Below are 21,130 nucleotides of genomic sequence, written 5' to 3'. Positions count from 1 at the left end.
TCTCGCGATTAGCCGTTGCAATAGAAGGGTCTTTTGTGTAGATGGTAGTCCCATTGTGGCGATCGAATTCGTCCCACCAACCGGCACCGACCATATCATCCGGATTAATGATAGATTTTACATAAGAGTTATAATCTCCGTTATTAATTTCTTTCTGTTTTTCATCAGAATGCAGGTGAACGATTGAGGGGCTATTAAACGCTACGGCATAGATATCATTGTTGACCGCGCTGTATTCCGCCTCTGCGCCGCCGAGAGAATGTCCGGTTGTTGAAATAATCGTTGAGGTACCTTTATACTTTTGTTTGACTTCCCGCACAAGTTGATCGGCTTGATCGATTTGCGATGTTTTTGTAATTAATTTATAATCTCCGGACTCAAGCATGGCAGTTTGTTCCATCGAACCAGTATATCTACCGAACGTCTTAGACATATCTTTCGCATCTTTCTTGACGACATATTGTGTTTTATCTTTCGGATCGTTTCCTAAGACGATATGATTAACGTCTGCTTGCTCTACGTCACTTAACGGGTCCTTCCCCGGATCAGTTCCCGCAAAAGCTACAACGACGTTTTTGGGGTGGTCGGATTTCACCCACTTGCCGTTTTTATTTTCGGCCTGGGATAGAACGGCCGCATCTAACCCGGTGTCTTCGTCTGTTTTAATTTTATCAACATACCAGTAGGTGGCTCCGGAAACAGATGAATTAATCCGTATGTACTCTTTGTTTTTTAATTTTTTTCTGAGATAATCGTAGTTGTAAGAACGTTGGCTTATACGATAATAAGTCTCATCCGTAAGATTGGACTTCTTAATCTTCTTACTCAAGATATACAACACCTTCCGTGTAATGTAAAATAATAATAGGAAAGGAATGAATTTCATTTGAAAAAATACATTATTATCCTACTATTGTTAATTATAGCAGGTGGAGGGTTGTTTATGAAGCATCAGTATGATGTGAAAAAAGAAGAAACTGTTCTTTTTGAGAAGGCGAAAACTAAGATGACTGAATATCTACATAATGAGTACAAAGGTATTGATACTATTACTTATTATGATGATTACTTTATTGATCCAACCGGTGCTATCACCGTTGAAGGATATTTGAACGGTGATAAATCTAAAGAGTTCGACGGTTTATATGATCCGGCGAGTGATAAGATAGGAAGCTCGTCTGTAGATGCAGAAGAAAAATAGCCCGCTCATGGGAGTCGGGCTTTTTTCGTATTTATATACTCTTTTTCATACCGCAACGTCGGCACTCACGAAGGAAAATTCCGTCCTTCACCGAGCTTTTAAACAGCGTATAATCACAGTTGTCGCAGCGGCCATGATGAGCGTCCGGATACTCTTTGTAGTCGTATATTTTCGTTGTGTCGTATCCCTTTGTTTCGTAATCCATTCGTCCTCAACCTCCGACTAATAGGATACGACATTAGCTCGGTTGAATCAACGACATAGACAACGATTTTCCCACGAAATTAAAGCGTAGGAGCCGCCGGAATCTGCTGCGGGTGTACTAGGTATCAGCGGCCGCTTAACGCCTGATTTCGTGTGTTATTCGATAACCTTAATCGTCTTAAATCCGCTGCCATTTTCGTATTGATCCTTCGTAAAAGTAACGCTGATCCGATCGCCTGGCTTTGCGTCTGTGGCTGCCGGATCGAAACTAAAGCCGCCGTCATCCGCTGAAACAGCGTAATCTTTTCCTTCGACAATTTCCTGGGCGTCTTTGGCTTCCGCAGCCATGTCGTCAGCCACGATAGGCCACATCGACATCTTCGTTCAGCTTTGCGGCGTAAAAGCCGAGAGCCGCGTTTCCTGCGAGTGATAGGCCGAGGATGGCCGTTAAGAGTTTCGTTTTATTCATCGTCATTACCTCCGCAATATATGATTAAAATTCGTACCCGGAATTATCTTCTCGACAAGCGTGGCAGTATGTGCTCCATACGTAGCCTCTCGGAACATCTTCCGCGTACCATTCTACGGAATGATCCTCGTCACAATAATGGCATTCGCGGAGATCTTCCACCGGAATTACGGCGTTTTTCAAGAATGCAGATTTTACGTTTTTCATTCGTCATTACCTCCGTATTTGTTTGCGATTAAATAGCCGAGACATGTAAGCGCCGTATTAAAGCCGATCTGATACGCTTTGCCTTCGTCTTTAAATGACGTAATAGGGCGCTGATATAGATCGAGGATCTGGTCGGTCTGCTGCGGCTTCAGCGGCGGTGTGACCGATTCCTCCTCGATCTAAAGAATAGAAGCGCGATAAAAACGACAGCTGAGCCGAGGCCGACGTAGTCCAGAACGGACAGCCGGCCGAAGTTCGTATCCGCAATCCAGGCGAGCAAGACGACGATTAACAAAATTTCCGTAGTATCAATTCGTTTCATTCGTGTTATAATTGATTGACAAGGGGCGAGATGCCCCTCGTAGCTTATGTTCGGCGACGGTGCTTCTTGGTCGGAGGCCGTCGCTCCTTACTTTCGGATTCTTTTCGCATCTTCCGGAGTTCAAGTCCGAGCTTGATAATTCCGAGCCAAGATGCGGTGATTGCCGAAAGCTTCATTACGGTGTCAATCAATTACGTTCACCTCCTTTCGTTACCTTAATTATACGATATCGCATAACGCATGTCAATTGGATTTGCGAAAATTTATTCGTTATCGTATAATTGAATTATCAAAACGAGGTGAGTACGGATGAAAATAACGGTAAGACCGCGACTGTCGGAGGTAATGAACGCGAAAGGGTGGAAGCAGATTCCGTTGTCTGAAGCGTCAGGAGTTCCGCAAGGCAGCATTAGCCGGTTCGATAAGAACGAAAGGCATCTCGATTGGCACGTATTTGCCCTTGCGCGAACACTCGGAGTGAATGTCGAGGAGCTATTCGAGGTGAAGATCGAAGACGCTGACGAATGATTGGCGTCTTTTTCTTCGGGCTATCACCGTATATTTATACGTTTATATGAATAATAATGCGGACAATATAGCGGTGAGATGTCGGATGATTACCGACATATTCTCAATTAGAATAACGTAATTGATAATGAACACGACGTGATTCGTACAAATCGGCCAAAAACACGACTTTATTCGTACATGCGAAAATGGGGTTCGTGCCTACAGCCGCAAGGGATACAGCGATTTTGAGTCCGCAATCACTTCTTAGTCTTCTGAATCCGAAGACTAGCGGGAACTACGTTTCACTCCGTCCCGCAGAAACGCAATCATGTATATTGTATAAATAATTGTATCGCGATAAGGTCTTAATAATATCCGCGGACACGGAGGAGCGCAAGCGACGGAGTGGACGCTAGTATTTAAAACAAACGAAAGGATAGCGTTAATATAACGATAATATAGTGACTTTCATATCCGTAGTTGTCTATACGTAATAGAAGGACGTGTAACATAACGTAAACCTAACGCTTTGCTGAACGAATAGCAAGGCGTTTTATTATGCGATTGTAACACCGAAGAGGAGAACGTAGATATATAGGAAGGGATACGGGAGGATTCGGATATAGGACGTTACGGAGGTCGGAGTGCCGTCCGCCTGTAAGTCAGCCTCGCGCTTCATGACGGAGACCCTTCGAAAACCTCGACCCTCGGAAACCGATAGTTCACACCGTTAACTATATACGAAATTTTAGCGTAATAAAGCGATTGTGAAACGGGCTGAAGCCGCGCCAGTACTACGATGTATAAAAACGTGCATAACAAAGTAAACTGCGCAGTTCACAAACGCAGTCGTGACGCGGGTTGAGCGATTAAACAACTTCCGATAGCGGGAATTATGTAAACTAAAAATGAATACGAAATACATCGGTATGCATAAACAACGGCGTCACCGACCGGAAAAACGGAAGGGGGCGGGGGAGGTCCGATCGGAAAAAGCCGTGCCGGACGCCGGCAATTTTCTCGCAAAATTTTAAATACGGAGGGTGATTACGATGTTCATTCCGACTCATGCACTATCGGAAGATGACAAGGCACTATTGCGGAAGTTGGTCGCTGATCTACTCGAACATGGCGAATCGATAGCGATTGGAACGGACGGCGACGGTCTTGAAATGAGTTTAAGTTTTCGGAGTCAACAACCGATTGTTAAGTTCGTCGAACATATAACCGAGGGTGATGACGAATGAAATACGCAGTCTTCAGCGACTATTGCGACGCAGGCCAAGCGATCTACGACAATTACGAAGATGCGCTCGCCGATTATGCTGAACGGATTATGAACGAAGCGCGTAACGGTGTTGATGCGTATATTTGCGAAGTCATTGACGAATACAAAGCGGAATAGATAACGATTTTCACGCTCAAATCACACGAAATTAGACGTTTCAGTCTCCGACGAGGGTATTCGGTAGGGGAACGGTTGGAAACGCTAATTTCGTGTAAATTCGAAGGGAGGGACGTAAGGGTGGGCGACTTTAAAACGTTAAAAGAAATCGTCGAGCAACTTAAGGATTGCGGATATGAATGCGAGGCAGGTCCGTTAGTGAATAACGTAGCTTTTCAAAAGCTCGCGGAATTGGCTGAAGTAGAATTACCGGAAAAGGAATGCTGAGATAGTTAGGAAACGCAAAAGGACCAATCCGGTCGCGACTCCGAAAAGGTCCTTTTTGCCACAGTATACTGTTTTCAATCCTTGTTAATATTAAGAATACTACTAACTAAGTCTGTTGTCAACAGACTTTACAGTTAGTGGATTATTTTAGGCTGGCGGCGTCCTACTCTCACAGGGGAAGCCCCCAACTACCATCGGCGCTGAAGAGCTTAACTTCCGTGTTCGGCATGGGAACGGGTGTGACCTCTTCGCTATCGCCACCAGCACAGCGCACCTTATGCGTTCATATCTTGGCAGAATGAGCACGTATCAGGTGTGACAGGGTTTCCGTCGTTACTGTACGTTCCGCAGTCTGGGCACGCTGGTCTTGCGGATACAAGGATTGAAAGCAGCATTCTCTGGCACCTCCTTACCGGCGGTTTACCGGATTCGCGGGTCCGGTAGAAGTCCGCCTGTCCAAACTACACTCGCGTATCTTTTGGGCAGACAGACCTCGCACCTTCCCTCACGTTAAAGAAGGTCGGAGAGTGCACAATCCTTGCATATTTTTGATACGTTAACATATTACTACAGATTATTCTATTTTTCTAGTAATTTTTACATAACGCAATCAGAACGAGGGCGATCCGAATATGGGTCGCTCTTTTTGTGCTTGCGATAAATAAGCCGGAACGCCTCTCAACGATGCGGACCAAGCCCGGTATTTAAAAACGAAAAAGGAGACGATGTGAATGGCGGAATCAAAGCGCGAATCAATCGGCAAAATTAAAATCGACTTGGATGTATCCGACGCGATAACCGGCCTCAAGTCGGTTCAACGCGAAGCAAAGGCGGCGACTAAGGCGCTGGCTGAATTTCAAGACCTAGCGGAACGGCTCGGTGAGAAACCGTTAGCTGACGGTTGGGAGACGGCCCGATCATTGCGGTCTGTACTAAATTACACCGAAGGAGAACGTAGGCCTGATGAATAACGAAGGAGGTGACGAAAGATGTCGCGATTCAAATACGACGAAACAGCGTTCAAGCCGAATCAACGCGAAGCGGCGCTCGCCCTTGTTGAACGCGAATTTACGCCGACAAAAGAGCGCAAAACCAAGGATCAGATCGCAGAAGACTGCGGAATCAGCCGCATGACATTACACCGTTGGGAAACGGGCGATCCGAACTTTATCGCGTACAAAAACCATTTGGCGTCGCAGTTCATCGATACTAAGCTGCCGTTTGTATATTCGAAGCTGCTCGACAGCATCAAAAGCGGCTCAACGAAATCGATCGAACTGTATCTGAAACGGATCGGCGATCTGAACGATCAAAGCGAGCTTACCATTACGGACAAGTCGAACACGATGTCGCATGAGGAGCGCAAAAAAGCGTTGCTCGCCCGTTTGGAAAACGAAAGTTAACGAAGGAGGTGCGTTGTTATCGCATTTGTTGACGGGGAATGGCTCGATCGAGAAGCGCGGCAGCAGCGCATCGACGAGTTAACCGAAGAAAATCGCTTGCTCCGGCAGCTAATCGAAAGGGACGAAGCGGTCGAATACGATTTCGAACGCGTCGAGATCAACTTAAAGCTGCTCGAAAAGCTGAAGCGGGTGCACCGGGCTGAATACGATATGCTCTATTTCACCTACGAATACTTCAGCGCGGATCGAAACCCGGACAATAGCTCGAATTTAATTCCGGCAGGCCAAACGCTGGATACCGCGGCCGACTTTCACCGGGAGCTTTGCGGACTACTTGACGAAATTACTCGCGGGGAAATAAAGACCAACGTTGGGTGGTCAGTCGGTCGTAAGCACGCCAAAACAGCATATCTATCAAACTCGTATCTATGCCATCAGGTCGTATTCCGCCATCAAAAGTACATCATCGAGGTGTCCGAAACAACTGACGTAGCCGGCGACTTTATTAAATGGACCGTCAACCATCTGAAATTTAACGAAAAGCTACGTGAAGATTTCGGACCGTTGCTTCATCAAAAGCCTTCGATGAACGAAGTCGATAACAAATACGAATTCATTACGTCTTCAGGAACGAAGGTAGAAGCGAAAGGAATGGGAACACAGATGCGCGGGCTACGTCATTTGAGTGAGCGTCCGGGCTTATTCATCCTCGATGATCTCGAGTCCGATGGCAGCACGAACACGGCAGAGTTAAGGGCGAAAAACCTAAACTGGTTCCGATCGGAAATGCTTGAGGCGCTTGGCTTTGGCGGAATGTGTATCTATATGGGCACGATCGTCCACTACGATTCGTTATTAAATCACGTTCTGACTAAGCGTAAGGACTTCACCTCGCGAAAGTTCCCAGCAATTCTATCGTGGTCTGAACGCGAAGATTTATGGGAACAGTGGCGGAAATTGTATAACGAAGACAATAAAGACGCCTTGAAAAATGCGAACGCTTTTTATGAAGCGAACAAAGAGGAAATGGAACGCGGAACCCGGGTCCTTTGGCCGCAGGCATACACGTACAAGCATTTCATGGAAAAGCGCGAAGATATGGGTGCTAGGGCTTTCAATCAAGAGTACCTCGGCAATCCAGTCGATGAAGAATCGCAAGTTTTCCGGAGCGAAGACTTTAAATATTTTTCGGATAAAGAACTCGAATCAAAAGAATTCGATTACTATTGCGGCATTGACTTCGCGATGGGTAAAGAAAAAGGCGACTACTCCGCGATCATAACGGTGGCTCGAAACAGGGCGACCGGTTTTTGTTATGTCGCCGATGTCTTTTTGCAACGCGTTCACCCGGACGTCCTACTTAACGAAGTTGTCGAGAAGACAATGCGGTTCCAGTACGAAGGTATCGCAGTCGAGGCACAGCAGGCGCAGGAATGGTTCGCGGATAAGTTAGGCGAGGCTTTACAGGCGAACGGCTATCCGGCATCTACCCGGCTGAAACAGATCAAACAGAGGACGCGGAAAGCCCTTCGGATTGAGTCGTTGCTACCGGATATTCAGAGCGGCAAGATCCGATTCAAACGCGATCAAAAGCTGCTACTCGAAATGTTCGAAATGTACCCGAACCATAACCACGATGACGGCCCCGATGCCCTACATATGGCGTACTCCATTGCGGGGAAAGCCAGACGGAGGAAGGGCGGCAACATCGGAAACTATCGCTACTAGAAAGGAGGCGTTTTAGATCGTAGTCATCGACCGAAATTTTATAAACCCGTTTCAATTCGTAATACCGATGAAGGAAGCGCTCGGATCGAAAGAATTCCAGCGTATCTGTGACGAGATCAAGCTTTATCGGCGCTATGAAGGTGATCTCAACGTTTGGTCCGACTATAAAAAGCCGCAAGAAATCGATTATGAGCCGACGCAGCTAACGATGAATTATCCGCGTAAGCTGATCGATACCACTGCGGCCTGGCAATTCGAGAAGGAGCCGAAAGTCACCGTGCCGCCGGATGTTCTCGATGATCCTGCGGACATGATCAAGCCGGGATACGCGCCGAGCAAAGAGCAGGAAGAGGAGAACAGTCGGGCGAAGGCAAAAGAGCGCTTGCTGACGTGGGTATGGGAAGACAACCGGATGCACGAAAAACTACTCGCTGCGGCAAAAGATCGCGCAATTAGCCGAACCGGCGTTTATGCTCGTCTGCACTACGATACCCGGCGCGGCGAAATTAAAATCCTTTGGCATCCTTCGACTGAGGTTATCGCAGTTCATAACGAATGGGATGTCGACCAACTTGACGAAGTTCATTTCGTTGCGTGGCTGGACGAACAACAGACGAAGCTCTGGAAGCTGTCGTACTACCTAGAATGGGAAGGCGACGAAGATACCGGCAACTACGATTGTAAGATCGAAGAGGCCATTTACGATGATGGACTCAGTCTCGTCGAAAGGCGAGTCGAGAAGAAGTCGATGGGTCTCGACTTTATACCGGTAGTCCACGTTCCAACCGAAAAACTTTCCGGCCAGACTAGCGGATTTAGTGAACTCGAAAAGCTCATCGATACCGCAGACGAGATTGATCGCAAGCTATCGGATTACTCTGACGCACTGCGTTTCGAAATGTTCGCAATCACACTGCTGACGAACGTCGAGTACGATCCGAAAAAGCCATTTCGCGTATCTCCTAGTGCTATTTGGGATCTTGGCGAGTCCGACAAAGATACCGGAAAGCCGGAGGCGACGAAGCTGGAAAGCGGCTTTAAATTCAAAGAAGCGATTGAGGCGTATCTTGACCGTCTACAAAAACGACTGCACGAAATCAGCGAAGTGCCGATGGTCAATACCGCGGATATGAACACCGGAGGTATTAATGAGATGGCGCTCAAATTGCTTTACAGCTCGATCATATCGAAAACACAGCGAGCGTGGATCGTTTGGCAGTCGCGTCTCCAAACGTTGAACGAATACATTCTACGTTATATGAAAGCGCGCCAAGAGCATCCTCGCTTTAAATACGACAAAGAATGGCTTGCTCAAGTAGACGACAATTACGGAAGCAAGATTATATTCGGCCTTCCACTTCCGGAAGATCAGAAGGCTCTTGTCGAACAGCTAGGCGAAGAAATCGCGCATGAAATGGAATCGATTAAGGGCGCAATCATCCGTAGTGGTAAGGAGAACCCGGAAGTCAAATTTATGGAGATTTTGCAGGAACGGAATCTAAAAAGACAGGTCCAAGATCCTTATAACGAAACGAACGAATAGCAACGCTTGACCTACGGTATCGTCGATAAACTGCCGGTTGTTGTTATTCGTAATCTACAGCCGACGGGCTTTAAACGGTGAGGTACGATATGACGAAATTTTTGCCTTTAAATCTACAATTTTTTGCGGAAGAAACAGATCCGGAAAATGAAGACGCTCAATCTACGGCTGGGGAGCCGGAACCAACACCGACAGAGCAATCGCATGGTACGGAAAAGACGTTCACACAGGCGGAGCTTGACGAAATTCTCAACAAACGCCTTGAACGCGAGAAAAAGAAGCAAGTGGAACTCGAAGAAAAAGCGAAACGCCTCGAAGAGTTAGAAAAAGCCGAAGAAGAACGCAAAAAAGCCGAGATGTCCGAAGCTGAACGTCTGCGGGCCGAGAAAGAAGAAGCGGCCAAGAAAGCGGAAGAAGCCTCGGAGAAAGCTAAAAAAGCGGAGGAATCGGCCAATCAGCGGATTATTAATACGGAACTTCGCGCAATCGCTCGATCTCTTAACGCAAACGATCCGAATCAAGTGCTCGCACTACTCGATAAGTCTGCGGTACAAATTGACGAAGATGGAAACGTAATTGGTGCCGAAGAAGCGGTCGCGGCGTTTAAGGAATCAAGCCCGTGGATGTTTAAACAACCGATTGGAGCCGACGCATCCGGCGGAAGCAACCCGGCCAAAAACAGCACCCAAACGGAGATTGTCGCGAAAGAGAACGAGCTGGAAGAAACGAAAAAATTAGCGCTAAAGAATCCGCGTTATCTCGGAAAAGTCACGAAGCTGTACAACGAACTTCGGGAGTTAAAAAACAAACGGTAATTCAGTCGCCTTATGGCGGCTTTTTTAATTACAAAAAATTATTAGGGGGATTTACACATGGCAGTTGCACAATCGTATGATTTCCAGCAACAAGTTCGCGACATGCAGGCGAACGTAGATTTAATTCTTACAAAGGCACCGGTTCTTTTCGGCTTGATCGGAACGGGAGATGCTCTATCGCAAACTAAGTTCGAATGGCAGAACGACTACCTCAATAGCGATACGGCCGTTGTAAAAACTGCTGCCGCAGCGGACGCAACGGAGATCGAATTAGGCGAAGGAGAGGCGCGCAAATTTACTGAAAATGCGCTCGTTCAAAACGGCCTAGAAGTACTGCGCGTAACTAAAGTCGATGAAGCAGCCGAAAAAATTACGGTTCAACGTGGATACGACGCAACCACTCCGGAAGCTGTCGAAGCAGGCGCCGACCTGAAAGTTATTTCTCGTCCGCGTCCAGAAGGTGAGTCCGTATTTAGAAAGAACGAAATCAACGACCGTATTGTATCGTTCAACTACTCTCAAATTTTCACTCGTTACGCTTCCGTTTCTCGTACGCAACAACAAGTAAATACTTACGGAGTTGCTGACGAACTGGACTACCAAGTTAACTTGCGTCTACAAGAGATGGTTCGCGAGATCAATAACTCTCTTATTTACGGTCGGAAATACCAAGGATCTGATCAACAACCACGCACTTCCGGCGGTTTATTCGCTTTTGCTCAAGAGCAAGGTTCCGCGTCAACAGACTTCGGCGGTAAAGAAATTACTGCTAAGGGTTTGAATGATGCTATCGAAGAAACGTTCAAACGCGGAGGCCGTGTAAACACAATCCTTTGTGCTCCGAACGTTTCTCGTCAAATTACTAAACTTGCAGGCGACACTATCCGTACAACTCGCGGAGAAGGTCAAGTCGGTTATCAAATCATGTCCTTCATGAGTGATCTTCCTGGGGGCGCAGTTTCTCAAGTTGTTGTCGATCAAAACATGCCGAAAGATCGTGCTGTCTTGCTTAACCTCGACAACATCAAAGCCCGTTACCTTACTTCAATTTACGACCAAGATGCTACAGAGCCGGGCGCTGACTACTTTGCTCGCGTAATCCGTGGAGAACTTGGTTTCGAAATCAAAAACGCAAAAGAATCAGTCGCAATTCTTTCTGGAATCTCTAAAACAGTTTCCTAATTAATGAGGCCTTTCGGGGCCTCTTTTTATTTTGAAAGGGGTGAGGCCGTAAATGGCTTTAAGTAAAGAAGATGTACAACGATTGAATATGATCTCACCGGCTGCAAACGATCTAAAACTCGGAGAAATTATCCAAAGTCTATTACAATCCGAAGGCAGCGTAGAGATTCTTGATAAATCAATTACGAATGAAAAACTCGCAGACAATTCGGTTCTGAATCGCAATATCGGCGACGGCTCCGTACAAAACCGGAACATCGGAACGGGCAGCGTACAAGAGAGCAACCTCGGCGCCAAAGCGGTGACCATGACGAAACTAGGCGACGATGTTAAATCTGCCTTGGACGGGAAATTAACCGCAACAAAAGCGGCTACGCAAGCGAACAGCACCGCAACAGACGTCGACGGTTTGAAGGCAGATCTTAACGCATTACTTGCGAAACTCAAAACAGCGGGGCTGATGTCCTGATGGCGGAATATAAGACGCTTCCAAACTACGAATTTAACAGAGACGGACTATATATCGTTTTTAACGGATACGGCGTTTATAACACGAACGTTGAAAAGGAAATCGCCGCACTCGATAAGACAGCGCCGTTCATTCAACGCGTGGATAAGCCGGCAGCAAAGCCGAAAGCAGCAGCAAAGCCGAAAAAATAACGGGGGTGTGTCATGTGGCGGTAGAGGATCGACTACGAACGCGTTTAGAAGGGGTTGACGGCGTCACAGCGGACGATATCGCCGCATGGACTGCCGAAGCAGAGGACGAAAGCGGTCTGAAAGAAGGGGAAGACGATACGGCTCTTCTTTATATGGCGTTAGCGGTCGCATACGAGACACTCGCAACAAGGGCCGCCCAATATTTCGTATACAAAGACGGCGATGAGATGGTCGACAAGTCTCGCCTGTACAACAATTACATGCGGCTGGCATTGAATGCGCGCAGAAACTACCGTAAAACGTTGCGGGCGAGGAGAGGTGCCGGGCAGTCGCACGCAGGGCGGGCTGACTTACGATGACGAACCAGGAGAGACTGAATCGTTTGCTCGATGAGCTGGCGAATGAGTATTTAAAATTCAACGCAAAGCAGCAGCAACTCGCGATCAGAGAAATCGACCGTGTTCGTCTTGAAATATCGGATCTACTTTCGGACTTCAGCGGAAACGACGGAATTATTAAGAAGCAGCGTTTAAACCGATTGCTCCGCGAGCTAGATACGATTGAAAAAGCCGTCCGCAAAAACGGAATGGATGCGCTAGACAAGACAATCACGGATGCGACGGAATTTACCACGGAAAGAATCAAGTCCGCAATGGAGGAGACGTTGGGAAAGGCTGCCGTCGCAGGAATCGCTTTTGACCGCGTAAATCAAAACGTTTTTCGATACGTTGTTAATCGCGAAGAAAAAGACGGACTCATTCTGTCGGACCGAGTGTGGCGATTTGCGGGAGATCAACGGGATGAATTATCGACAGTCCTTCGCTCTGCAATACTGCGTGGCGAATCCGTTAATCAGATGATCGCAGATGTTCGTCAGGTATACGAAAATGATACGTGGAAAATTAGGCGGCTAGTTGTGACGGAAGGGAACATGGCCTACCGGACTGCGACCGTCTATAGCGCCCGGCAAAGCAACTTGGTCGAAGCCGTTCAAATATTTCGCGGTAAGGCTAACCGACCGGAGCATAGATGTACGCAGCTTGAAAAGCTAAACCGTTACGGAATGGGTCCCGGAATCTATAAACTATCAGATCCGGAAGTTTTCAACCCCCATCCGAATTGTACGTCGCATTTAAACTATGTTTTAACGGAAAAGGCGGTGCGTGACGATGTTGAGTGAATTTGATCGCCAATGGATCAAGGGAAATCGCAGGGAAATCGTCGAGGGCCGTACCGATAAAATAACGCTGCTTAAAACGGTGCGTGACGGGAAAGATCCGATCACCGGCGAACCGATCGAAAAACAGGTACCGATTGAAGTCGAAGCGATCTGGAAAGATTACTCCACGGTTTCAAATACGGACAGATCGGTTATAGGAGGCGTTGAACTGCAAAAAGGAGACGTTAAGATTACGTTCTCTATTGACGTCGACTTAACCGATGTTAACCAGGCGTATAAAACGGAAGGCGACGTTTATGAAATACTAACAATCGATGAGAAGGGACTCGGATTGCTTAACCGGTCCGAATGTCTCGCGAGGAAGGTGACGTAATGGGATTTTACGTAAGAGTGAGCGGACTTACCGATCTCGCCAAGCTTTCCGCATCTACGGCCGTTTTAAAGCAGGCATTGGAAAACGATGTCGAGCGAAACGTGCGTCAAATGGCGAACGACGGGGCAAATAATGCGCCAAAGAAGACAGGGAGACTCGCTAACTCGATCGCAGCGTCACCTTATAGAGAAGGCGAAATGTCGTGGAGCTTCGGGTCCGATGTCGAATATGCTCGGCGGCAGGAGTTCGAACACGCTACGAAAAAGGCTTTCCTTCGCAACGCGCTTTGGAGTAACGAAAAGAATCTCGAAAAAGACATCGACGAATCGATAAAGCAGTTGGGACGGTGATCGTATGCAAGTAGATATACAGCATTCAATACGTACCCATCTTGCGGAAAAGACCGGACTTTCTGTCGTCTGGATATTCGACGGGGTTAAGTATCCGGATGAAAAGCCGTTCCTTACAATCGAACAGCTACCGAATAGTACATCGGTCGTTTCCAAACGGCGAGAAGCGGTTCAGACAATTTATCGATTTCAGGTCGGTGTGTTTGCGAGTTCAAACTTCGAGAGAGGCGTTTTGCAGGAGAAAGTAAAGCGCATTTTTATGTTCGATCAAATTGAATTACTCAGTGCTGAAGAGCCGGGCAAATCGCTCGGTTTTTTTGATGCGCTCGTAACCGATGAGACGCCTATGTCTGCGGAGGATTTAAGCGATAAAACAACGTATCACAGGCTTTATTTTGACGTTGAAGTAAACATGACTTACGGAAAACAAGGGGGAAAATAAATGGGAATCGAGTACCGCGGTGAGGAATTTATCTACGCAGTAGTAACGAAAAGCGGCTTGCTCAGGCCGTTTAACCAAACGGATGGATCAACAAGTATTTCAGCGGATACAATCGATCTGGATACAAAAGACAAGACCGGATCTGATTACGGTAAAGTTACACAAGAGCTTTCACTTGAGGGTGTTATTACAGAAGGAGACGTCTTCGTAGATGAAGTCGAAGAGGCGATGTGGAATAAAGAATTCGTTGAAATCTACGAAATTAACACTCGGACTAAGGTTGCGAAGAAAGGTAACTACATGCTTTCTTCTTTCGAGAAAACTTACTCAAACGGCGACTTCGCCACTTACTCACTCGGAGCAAATCTAAACGGAAAACTGACGAAGGAAACGCTAACCGAAGTTCCAGACGGAGCGCCTAACTCAGAAGAGCCGACTACTCCCTGAGGCGCCCCAGAATCTACAGTACACAGCTACCACGGATAGTGTAACCGTCAATTGGGATGCCGTAGAAGGGGCGACTTCATACAAGGTATATAGGGGAGCGGAAAAAGTTTTCTATAAAGAAGTTACTGACACTTCTTGTACGCTTACCGGAATCTCTCCTAACACTAAGCTCACAGTGAATGTAGCGGCTGTGAACGAGGCGGGAGAATCGCCAATGAGTCAGATCGAAACATATACAGAACCAGACACAAGCGGAGCATAAATCAAGATTAAAATATTCGGAGCGTCCTTTGCGGGCGCTCTTTTTATAGGGGGATTTTAATATGGCGCATTTTGAAATCGAAGGCAAAGAGTACGAACTAAAGTTGACGTTTGAAAGCATTAAGTATCTCAACAAGGTATGTCCTGGCGGATCTCTTGAGCTAGTCGGTAAGGCAATGACGGGTGATCTTGAAGTATTCTCGCACGTTATTCACGCTGGTCTTTTCCATGCAGGCAAAAACTTCTCCTTTGCGGAGATTGAATCTATTCTCGGAAAAGCAATTGAAGAGGAGAAACTCGATCTTGAGTACGTCCTAAAGGTTTCAAAAGAGGTAGTAGTAGATAGTTTTTTCTTCAAGAAGATCGTCAAGAAACTGATGAAAGACAATCCGGAAGCACTGGAACAACTGGAAAACTTTCTGAAGTAGAACAAGCGGTATTTTCCGGATGGCGTTACCTTCAGATGAAACCAGAAGATGTATACGCCCTCACACCACGGGAATTTCACATACTTATTCAGGCGCAAATCGAACGCAATGAGGACGAATTCGAACGAAAAGCAATCGAGGCTATCATGCGCGAAAAAGCCCACCGAGAGAAGAAGCCGAAGCCGTCCGATTTGTATAAGCGTGCCTCGGCGGATTCGCCTAAAAAGAAAACAGTCGAAGAGATGGCGGAACAGGCTAAGCATACCGCGGAGTGGCTTAGCCAATTCGACATTGCCAGAAAGGAGGTTAACGAGTGAGCGATCGCAATATACGCTTTACTATTACGGCGGTTGACCGGTTTTCGTCTACGATGTCGCGGCTCGGGACTTCGATGGCGTCGATCCGTGCATCTACTTCGCTTATGTCTAACGCGATGACGACGTCCTCGACGAGAATGTCTTCGTCAATGACCGGAGTTGCGGGTGCGGCGGCAGTTGCTTCGGAAGGACTGACGAGAACAAGTCGGTCGGCACAGACGGCCAGCCGTTCCGGCCAATCGGTTATGAATTCGATGGAGAAAGCGAGCGGGGCGTTAAAAGCGGCGGGTGCAGCCGTTACGGGTTTCGGTGGTGCTATGGCGCTAGGTCTAGGAATGGCCGTCAAGACAACGGCGGACTTCGAATCGGCAATGAGTCGGGTTGGAGCGCTAAGTGGCGCAACCGGAAAGCAACTCGAATTGATGACGCAGACAGCGGAACATCTCGGAGCGACTACCGCATTTACAGCGACTCAGGCTGCCGAGGGTATGCAGTTCCTTGCGATGGCCGGCTACAAGACGAACGATATTATCGCGGCCATGCCGGGGCTATTGGCTACAGCCGCGGCGGGTCAGACAGATCTCGCCACAACAGCGGATATCACATCGAATATCCTATCCGGATTCGGATTGCAGGCAGAGGAGACGGCTCGAGTTGCGGATGTATTAACGAAAGCATTTACGAACTCGAATACGGACTTAGAGATGCTCGGCTATACGATGAAATATGTCGCTCCGATTGCACACGCGTCTGGACAGTCGTTGGAATCTGTAGCGGCTGCGGCCGGATTACTCGGAAATGCCGGTATTCAGGGAACGCAGGCTGGTACGTCACTTCGTCGGATGTTGACGCGTTTAGCTGGACCTCCGAAAGCTGCACGAGAAGAACTACACGATCTAGGCGTCACGGTAGAAGATGCGAAAGGCAACATGAAGCCGTTGGCGCAAATTATCGGAGAACTGGCGGAGGCAACGAAGGACATGGGCGAGGCCGATCGTCTTGCGGCAATTTCGAGGATTTCCGGCGTTGAAGCATCCTCGGCTATGTTAGCGTTGATGGATGCCGGACAAGGAAAGATCGAAGCCTTTACGAAAGAGCTTGAAAACAGCGGCGGGACTGCGGAGGAAATCGCAAAGAAGCAATTAGATAACCTTAAAGGACAGTTGATCATTTTAAAATCTGCGCTAGAAGGTGCGGCAATTGCAATCGGAACTGCGTTGTTGCCTGCGCTAAAACTGATTACAAAGGGCCTCCAGTTCTTAGTGGATAAGTTCAATTCGCTTCCAAAACCGGTTAAGAGCACTATTGCTATTCTTGGAGCGATGGCAACAGTACTCGCGCTTGTGACAGGGCCGTTATTAATTTTAGTCGGAATGCTGCCGGGCATTATAACGGGCTTCGGACTGATAGCGGAGTTTGGTGCACTGGTAGCTCCGGCATTATTGCCGATAGCTGGGGTAACGGCCGCAGTAATAGCCGGACTGACTGCGCTAGGAGCTGCGATTTATTTAACGTACAAACACTTCGATACTATTAAAAAGAAAGCGTCGGAATTCACTACCATAGCCGGCCAGAAGGTTACACCGGTCCTTAAAACGATATCTTCACTATTTAAAGGCATAGCGGAAACATTGACCGGGGACTTCACGCAAGGATCAATCGCGCTTCACAATTTGCTGCCACAATCGGTCGCGAATGTAATCGTAAAGGGACTCGCGTCAATACGCAGCGGCTTTGAGGACGTAAAGAAGGCGATCACAGACGCATTCAATGGAGATTATTCAGGGGTAGCGGAATTCATCCCGAATATTATCGGAATATTGGTCGGGGGCATACCCGGTCTGATCGTTGCGGGTTCGAAATTCTTGCCGGCAATTGCGCAAGGCATAGAACAGAACATGCCGACGATTCTCGAAAAAGCGACCGAGATTGTCAACTCATTAGTTAACGGAGTTACGACGAATTTGCCACGAATTTTACAGGCCGGACTTGAGATGATGACCGGATTGCTTGAGGGCTTTACGCAAGCTTTGCCGAATATTGTTGAGAAAGTGACCCAGGTCGTTGATGCGATTATCCAGACTCTAACAACAATGATCCCAGCGATCCTCGCGGCCGGAGTACTGATCATTACGTCTTTGATTGAAGGAATAGTAAGCGCCTTACCAACAATCATCGAAACAGCTACGACAGTTTTGTCAACGTTGATCAATACTGTTGTCACATTGTTACCTACGATTATCGAGGCCGGGATCCAGATTTTAACTTCCTTGATAAGTGGGCTGATCCAAGCGCTCCCGATGTTGGTGGAGGCAACAATTCAATTAATCACCATGCTAATCCAAACCATAATACAAAATCTACCAACAATTATCGAAGCGGGAATTAAAATCCTGACTAGCTTGATTGACGGGATTATAAGCATTCTTCCGCAACTCATAGAAATGGCTATTTATCTGATCGTCGCAGTTGCTACCGCATTGATAGAGAATCTACCGAAAATTATTGATGCAGGGATAAAACTTTTACTAGCCTTAATTGACGGCATTATCAAGATGTTGCCTGCCCTCATTGAGGCAGCTCTAAAATTAATCGTTGCTCTTGCAGGGGCTCTGATTCAAAATTTGCCAAGGATTATCGAGGCAGGGGTAAGGATCCTCTTGGCTTTAATTGATGGCATAATTCAAATCTTACCTCAACTATTACAGATGGGCCTTGAACTCGTCGTAAAGCTTGGTCAGACCATTTTGGATAATAAAGAGGAGTTATTCAAGGCGGGGGCCGACTTGATCCGGGGGCTTTGGGACGGAATAAATTCCATGAAAGATTGGATCGGCCAAAAAGTTGGTGGATTCGTAGACAGCCTTACGGGCAACTTTAAGTCGCTGCTTGGAATCCACTCGCCGTCACGTGTATTCCGCGATGAAATCGGTAAATTCCTACCGATGGGTCTTGCGGTCGGTATCGAACGAAATATCGGCGCAGTAAAATCGGCGGCCGACGAAATGGCAAACGCAGCAATGGTCGATATGAGTGGATATTCGTACAGCCCTGACGTTGCTTTGAATTCGGGAGGAGTACGCAGTATTAGGCGTTCTTTTGAAGCGTCTATGACGTCCGGCTTAGATTCGCAGAAGCAACAGCAGCCGATCATTGTCGAAAATGTTCTCGTAGTTGATAGCGAAGAGTTAGGACGCATGACTGAAAACGCAGTAAGCGCTGAACAAGGGCAAAAGATTACGATTCAAAACTACATGCGAGGTGATTGAGGTTGAATACGATTATCACAACGTTAAGCGGCACCGTTTACGATTTAGAAAAGCTCGGAATTACAACGCGTGAATTTAATCCGTCATCTCCTTCGCCTCGCAATGAAACCGAGCAAGTTGACGGACTACATGGGCTTGTTGATTGTGGAACAACGTATGACGCACGGATTATAAAGTGCTCGTTCTATTTAAAAGCGGCTGATGTTCCTGATTACTATTTAATGCGTGACGAAGTGTTCAAACTGTTTGATTCGCGCCAACCGTTCTATATTACGGAATCATACAACCCGGGCAAACGGTGGCTCGTAAAAACCAACGCCGACTATTCAATCGATCAACAGTGGATATACGGAATGTTTGACATCGACTTCATTGCGTTCAGTCCGTTTGCCGAGTCGATCGGGACGACGTTAAACCCGTTTACTTTTGATTCGGATATATGGCAGATTGGCGAGGGGCTTATCGATGAGGTACCGACATATACGCATAAATCGACGTCATTTAGAATTTTCAACGCTGGGGACGAAACGATTGACCCTCGGCAATTCCCTTTGCGTATCGTATATAAAGGTGCGTCAAATAACTTAACGGTCACGAACAGCACGACGGGCGACGTTTGGAAATACACCGGGTCGTCTGCATCCGGAGATACGATTATTCTCGATCGCGTGAGGGCGACGAAAAACAATAATAGTATTTTCGGAGTGACAAATCGGAAGCTGATTTCGATTGCCCCTGGCTGGAACAATTTTAAATTATCAGGTACAAGCGGAAGTTTCGAGATTACATTCGACTTTCGCTTTTACTTTTTATAGGCGGTGAGCGCGTGAAGGACTTATTTATAAAGAGCCTTGCCGGCCAGTTTGAAATGCTAACAGACGTTAGCACAACGCGAAAAAGCGGTATAAACAACCAAAAGACTATTTCTATTTCAGGCGTGCTGACACCGCAAAATCAGCACGCTTTTCCATTGATTCAGAACGAGAATTCATTAATTTATGACGAAGAGGAGTACGTGATCAAGACATCATCAGTTAAGCCTTTCGGGAGCAAGATGAAGGCGACTGCTACAGCTGTTCATCGGATGTTTATCGATTTAGATGACATGTACATTTACGATGTCATCGCAGGAGAAAAAGCACTTTCGATCGATACGATGCTTAAATTTGCGCTTGAAGGTACCGGATACTCATATCAAGTAGATTCGGAAGGTATCGCAAAGTCTGTTACCGTCGAGAATTTCGGCGATGCAAAGTCTCTTGCATTGTTAAACTCTATCGCTGAGAAATTCGGAGTCGAGTATGAGTGTGTAAATAAAACAATTTACATTGCAAAAGAGATCGCGCGGTATACCGATAATCAGTTGCGATATTCGTTCAATATCAACAATCCGTCCAAAGATATCGATACAAGTTCTCTTAAAACATATATCCGGGGGTTCGGCAAAAAGAAAGAAGACGGAACTTACGTAGTAACTGCGGAATACAGAAGTCCTCTAGCAGACGTATTAGGTGTTCGCCATGCTGATCCAGTTCGTGACGAGAGATATACGGATAAGGCGAGCCTACTGGAACGGATAAAGTCGGACCTTCATGACCGCATCGACATATCGATCTCCTTGACTTACGTCGAATTACAGGCGCAGGGAATTCAAGATATTCGAAAAGGCGACTACGTATGGTGCATCATCGAGCCATTCGATATTGATGTTCGGATGCGAGTGGTGGAGGTCGAGGATTACTCTGATCCCTATAAATCTCCGAAGTTCACACTCGGATCTATTACGAGGAAGTCTACCGATATTGTTTCGGATTTTAAACGCACTCAAAAGACGATATCGAAAATCGTTGATTCATCGACGGGAAAGATTCGCGAGAGTTCAATAAAAATCGGGGGCAACACGACGTTCGATCCGGGATATGATCCGACTAAACTCAGCATTCCGCAATACGGCCTGGCTTCGGCAAGCGCTGACGGTTTGATGAGTTCGGCTGATTTCGTAAAGTTGGCGAACATCCTCGTCGGACCAGACGGTCAGGTAGTGGTGGCTCTTGCGACGGAAAACAATGACGGCTTGATGAGTTCGGCTGATTTTACGAAACTGAAGCGGATTATTATGCCGACGGCCGGGGATGTCGATATGCAGT

27 protein-coding genes, 1 rRNA gene and 2 pseudogenes are annotated in these 21,130 nt (G+C 47.0%); 24 read left to right on the top strand and 6 right to left on the bottom strand.

All coding sequences use genetic code 11. The features are described from left to right. Positions 1–829: lipase family protein (locus ACH97_RS11800; protein ID WP_162264445.1), on the bottom strand; the 829-nt coding region annotated here is incomplete at its 3' end. A gap of 57 nt (positions 830–886) precedes the next feature. On the opposite strand from ACH97_RS11800, the gene ACH97_RS11795 reads away from it, so the two are divergent. Beyond that, the gene (locus ACH97_RS11795) at positions 887–1,201 is read left to right on the top strand and encodes a DUF1433 domain-containing protein (protein ID WP_003181118.1); all 315 of its coding nucleotides are present in this window, start codon (positions 887–889) and stop codon (positions 1,199–1,201) included. A 31-nt stretch (positions 1,202–1,232) separates the two neighbouring features. Here the strand turns inward: ACH97_RS11795 and ACH97_RS23445 are convergent, their stop codons facing one another. From ACH97_RS23445 to ACH97_RS23785, 4 genes are all read right to left on the bottom strand, one after another. Next, positions 1,233–1,406, bottom strand: a complete 174-nt coding sequence (locus tag ACH97_RS23445) for a DUF8096 family protein (protein ID WP_017474210.1) — start codon at positions 1,404–1,406, stop codon at positions 1,233–1,235. 155 nt (positions 1,407–1,561) lie between these two features. Next, the gene (locus ACH97_RS11790; RefSeq protein WP_241494251.1) at positions 1,562–1,765 is read right to left on the bottom strand and encodes a hypothetical protein; all 204 of its coding nucleotides are present in this window, start codon (positions 1,763–1,765) and stop codon (positions 1,562–1,564) included. Between the two features lie 133 nt (positions 1,766–1,898). Continuing rightward, entirely contained in the window at positions 1,899–2,081 is a 183-nt protein-coding gene (locus tag ACH97_RS11785) for a hypothetical protein (protein WP_048350787.1), read from the bottom strand. 148 nt (positions 2,082–2,229) lie between these two features. Beyond that, the gene (locus tag ACH97_RS23785) at positions 2,230–2,403 is read right to left on the bottom strand and encodes a hypothetical protein (protein ID WP_173636681.1); all 174 of its coding nucleotides are present in this window, start codon (positions 2,401–2,403) and stop codon (positions 2,230–2,232) included. A 309-nt stretch (positions 2,404–2,712) separates the two neighbouring features. On the opposite strand from ACH97_RS23785, the gene ACH97_RS11780 reads away from it, so the two are divergent. The 3 genes from ACH97_RS11780 (at position 2,713) to ACH97_RS23780 (ending at position 4,585) form a co-directional block, all read left to right on the top strand. Continuing rightward, positions 2,713–2,931, top strand: coding sequence for a helix-turn-helix domain-containing protein (locus tag ACH97_RS11780; protein ID WP_048350788.1), 219 nt, complete (start codon positions 2,713–2,715; stop codon positions 2,929–2,931). Positions 2,932–4,156: 1,225 nt separating this feature from the next. Then, positions 4,157–4,318 (top strand): hypothetical protein, encoded by a 162-nt coding sequence (locus tag ACH97_RS23440; protein ID WP_155519891.1) that lies wholly within the window; start codon positions 4,157–4,159, stop codon positions 4,316–4,318. A 120-nt stretch (positions 4,319–4,438) separates the two neighbouring features. Next, a complete protein-coding gene (locus ACH97_RS23780; RefSeq protein ID WP_173636680.1) occupies positions 4,439–4,585 on the top strand; it encodes a hypothetical protein in 147 nt (48 codons plus the stop codon). 150 nt (positions 4,586–4,735) lie between these two features. On the opposite strand, the gene rrf is transcribed toward ACH97_RS23780, so the two are convergent. Beyond that, positions 4,736–4,850, bottom strand: a 5S ribosomal RNA gene (gene rrf, locus ACH97_RS11770). A gap of 466 nt (positions 4,851–5,316) precedes the next feature. Here rrf and ACH97_RS11765 point away from each other — a divergent pair. The 20 genes and pseudogenes from ACH97_RS11765 to ACH97_RS11675 form a co-directional block, all read left to right on the top strand. Further along, positions 5,317–5,556 (top strand): hypothetical protein, encoded by a 240-nt coding sequence (locus ACH97_RS11765; RefSeq protein WP_048350496.1) that lies wholly within the window; start codon positions 5,317–5,319, stop codon positions 5,554–5,556. Positions 5,557–5,574: 18 nt separating this feature from the next. Beyond that, a complete protein-coding gene (locus ACH97_RS11760; protein ID WP_025811940.1) occupies positions 5,575–5,988 on the top strand; it encodes a phBC6A51 family helix-turn-helix protein in 414 nt (137 codons plus the stop codon). A 96-nt stretch (positions 5,989–6,084) separates the two neighbouring features. Continuing rightward, positions 6,085–7,716 carry a phage terminase large subunit gene (gene terL, locus ACH97_RS11755; protein WP_241494250.1) on the top strand — a complete coding sequence of 544 codons (1,632 nt, stop codon included), beginning with the start codon at positions 6,085–6,087 and terminating at the stop codon, positions 7,714–7,716. Between the two features lie 67 nt (positions 7,717–7,783). Next, positions 7,784–9,259, top strand: a complete 1,476-nt coding sequence (locus ACH97_RS11750) for a phage portal protein (protein ID WP_048350494.1) — start codon at positions 7,784–7,786, stop codon at positions 9,257–9,259. 89 nt (positions 9,260–9,348) lie between these two features. Continuing rightward, positions 9,349–10,074: a phage scaffolding protein gene (locus tag ACH97_RS11745; RefSeq protein ID WP_053073133.1), complete on the top strand. Its 726-nt coding sequence runs from the start codon at positions 9,349–9,351 to the stop codon at positions 10,072–10,074. A 57-nt stretch (positions 10,075–10,131) separates the two neighbouring features. Next, the gene (locus ACH97_RS11740) at positions 10,132–11,256 is read left to right on the top strand and encodes an SU10 major capsid protein (protein ID WP_048350492.1); all 1,125 of its coding nucleotides are present in this window, start codon (positions 10,132–10,134) and stop codon (positions 11,254–11,256) included. A 127-nt stretch (positions 11,257–11,383) separates the two neighbouring features. Next, complete coding sequence (locus ACH97_RS11735; protein WP_422851023.1) at positions 11,384–11,725, top strand: hypothetical protein; 342 nt, start codon at positions 11,384–11,386, stop codon at positions 11,723–11,725. Continuing rightward, positions 11,725–11,916, top strand: coding sequence for a hypothetical protein (locus tag ACH97_RS11730; protein ID WP_048350490.1), 192 nt, complete (start codon positions 11,725–11,727; stop codon positions 11,914–11,916). The genes ACH97_RS11735 and ACH97_RS11730 overlap by 1 nt, the downstream gene beginning before the upstream one ends. Before the next feature lie 14 nt (positions 11,917–11,930). Continuing rightward, positions 11,931–12,275 carry a hypothetical protein gene (locus ACH97_RS11725; RefSeq protein ID WP_048350489.1) on the top strand — a complete coding sequence of 115 codons (345 nt, stop codon included), beginning with the start codon at positions 11,931–11,933 and terminating at the stop codon, positions 12,273–12,275. After that, positions 12,272–13,096: a structural protein gene (locus tag ACH97_RS11720; RefSeq protein WP_142396726.1), complete on the top strand. Its 825-nt coding sequence runs from the start codon at positions 12,272–12,274 to the stop codon at positions 13,094–13,096. Before ACH97_RS11725 ends, ACH97_RS11720 begins: the two co-directional genes overlap by 4 nt. After that, positions 13,086–13,469: a hypothetical protein gene (locus ACH97_RS11715; RefSeq protein WP_048350487.1), complete on the top strand. Its 384-nt coding sequence runs from the start codon at positions 13,086–13,088 to the stop codon at positions 13,467–13,469. Before ACH97_RS11720 ends, ACH97_RS11715 begins: the two co-directional genes overlap by 11 nt. Continuing rightward, positions 13,469–13,819 (top strand): HK97 gp10 family phage protein, encoded by a 351-nt coding sequence (locus ACH97_RS11710; protein ID WP_048350486.1) that lies wholly within the window; start codon positions 13,469–13,471, stop codon positions 13,817–13,819. The genes ACH97_RS11715 and ACH97_RS11710 overlap by 1 nt, the downstream gene beginning before the upstream one ends. Before the next feature lie 4 nt (positions 13,820–13,823). Continuing rightward, a complete protein-coding gene (locus ACH97_RS11705) occupies positions 13,824–14,261 on the top strand; it encodes a hypothetical protein (RefSeq protein ID WP_048350485.1) in 438 nt (145 codons plus the stop codon). Further along, on the top strand, positions 14,262–14,708 hold the full coding sequence (locus ACH97_RS11700) for a phage major tail protein, TP901-1 family (RefSeq protein ID WP_048350484.1): 447 nt from the start codon (positions 14,262–14,264) through the stop codon (positions 14,706–14,708). Beyond that, positions 14,692–14,970: pseudogene (locus ACH97_RS22890) on the top strand (fibronectin type III domain-containing protein); the annotation flags it as partial. The gene ACH97_RS11700 and the pseudogene ACH97_RS22890, both read left to right, overlap by 17 nt. 61 nt (positions 14,971–15,031) lie before the next feature. Then, a complete protein-coding gene (locus ACH97_RS11695; RefSeq protein ID WP_025811917.1) occupies positions 15,032–15,397 on the top strand; it encodes a tail assembly chaperone in 366 nt (121 codons plus the stop codon). A 29-nt stretch (positions 15,398–15,426) separates the two neighbouring features. After that, a pseudogene (locus ACH97_RS11690) lies at positions 15,427–15,714 on the top strand (phage tail assembly chaperone); the annotation flags it as partial. Further along, on the top strand, positions 15,711–18,983 hold the full coding sequence (locus ACH97_RS11685) for a phage tail tape measure protein (protein ID WP_057957841.1): 3,273 nt from the start codon (positions 15,711–15,713) through the stop codon (positions 18,981–18,983). The pseudogene ACH97_RS11690 and the gene ACH97_RS11685, both read left to right, overlap by 4 nt. Positions 18,984–18,985: 2 nt before the next feature. Continuing rightward, positions 18,986–19,798 carry a phage tail family protein gene (locus ACH97_RS11680; protein ID WP_050821171.1) on the top strand — a complete coding sequence of 271 codons (813 nt, stop codon included), beginning with the start codon at positions 18,986–18,988 and terminating at the stop codon, positions 19,796–19,798. An 11-nt stretch (positions 19,799–19,809) separates the two neighbouring features. Continuing rightward, on the top strand, positions 19,810–21,130 hold a 1,321-nt coding region (locus ACH97_RS11675; protein ID WP_057957840.1), incomplete at its 3' end, for a phage tail protein.

The sequence above is a fragment of the Bacillus paralicheniformis genome (genome assembly GCF_001042485.2).
Taxonomy (GTDB): Bacteria; Bacillota; Bacilli; order Bacillales; family Bacillaceae; genus Bacillus; species Bacillus paralicheniformis.
The sequence above is the reverse complement of the archived record's forward strand: the minus strand, read 5'-3'. Positions and strand labels throughout refer to the sequence as shown.

Coding starts and splice junctions, on each gene's coding strand:
- ACH97_RS23445 (WP_017474210.1), bottom strand. CDS start 1,406: ATGGATTACGAAACAAAGGGATACGACACAACGAAAATATACGACTAC.
- ACH97_RS11785 (WP_048350787.1), bottom strand. CDS start 2,081: ATGAAAAACGTAAAATCTGCATTCTTGAAAAACGCCGTAATTCCGGTG.
- ACH97_RS23785 (WP_173636681.1), bottom strand. CDS start 2,403: ATGAAACGAATTGATACTACGGAAATTTTGTTAATCGTCGTCTTGCTC.
- ACH97_RS11780 (WP_048350788.1), top strand. CDS start 2,713: ATGAAAATAACGGTAAGACCGCGACTGTCGGAGGTAATGAACGCGAAA.
- ACH97_RS23440 (WP_155519891.1), top strand. CDS start 4,157: ATGAAATACGCAGTCTTCAGCGACTATTGCGACGCAGGCCAAGCGATC.
- ACH97_RS11765 (WP_048350496.1), top strand. CDS start 5,317: ATGGCGGAATCAAAGCGCGAATCAATCGGCAAAATTAAAATCGACTTG.
- ACH97_RS11760 (WP_025811940.1), top strand. CDS start 5,575: ATGTCGCGATTCAAATACGACGAAACAGCGTTCAAGCCGAATCAACGC.
- ACH97_RS11750 (WP_048350494.1), top strand. CDS start 7,784: ATGAAGGAAGCGCTCGGATCGAAAGAATTCCAGCGTATCTGTGACGAG.
- ACH97_RS11745 (WP_053073133.1), top strand. CDS start 9,349: ATGACGAAATTTTTGCCTTTAAATCTACAATTTTTTGCGGAAGAAACA.
- ACH97_RS11740 (WP_048350492.1), top strand. CDS start 10,132: ATGGCAGTTGCACAATCGTATGATTTCCAGCAACAAGTTCGCGACATG.
- ACH97_RS11730 (WP_048350490.1), top strand. CDS start 11,725: ATGGCGGAATATAAGACGCTTCCAAACTACGAATTTAACAGAGACGGA.
- ACH97_RS11720 (WP_142396726.1), top strand. CDS start 12,272: ATGACGAACCAGGAGAGACTGAATCGTTTGCTCGATGAGCTGGCGAAT.
- ACH97_RS11715 (WP_048350487.1), top strand. CDS start 13,086: ATGTTGAGTGAATTTGATCGCCAATGGATCAAGGGAAATCGCAGGGAA.
- ACH97_RS11710 (WP_048350486.1), top strand. CDS start 13,469: ATGGGATTTTACGTAAGAGTGAGCGGACTTACCGATCTCGCCAAGCTT.
- ACH97_RS11705 (WP_048350485.1), top strand. CDS start 13,824: ATGCAAGTAGATATACAGCATTCAATACGTACCCATCTTGCGGAAAAG.
- ACH97_RS11700 (WP_048350484.1), top strand. CDS start 14,262: ATGGGAATCGAGTACCGCGGTGAGGAATTTATCTACGCAGTAGTAACG.
- ACH97_RS11695 (WP_025811917.1), top strand. CDS start 15,032: ATGGCGCATTTTGAAATCGAAGGCAAAGAGTACGAACTAAAGTTGACG.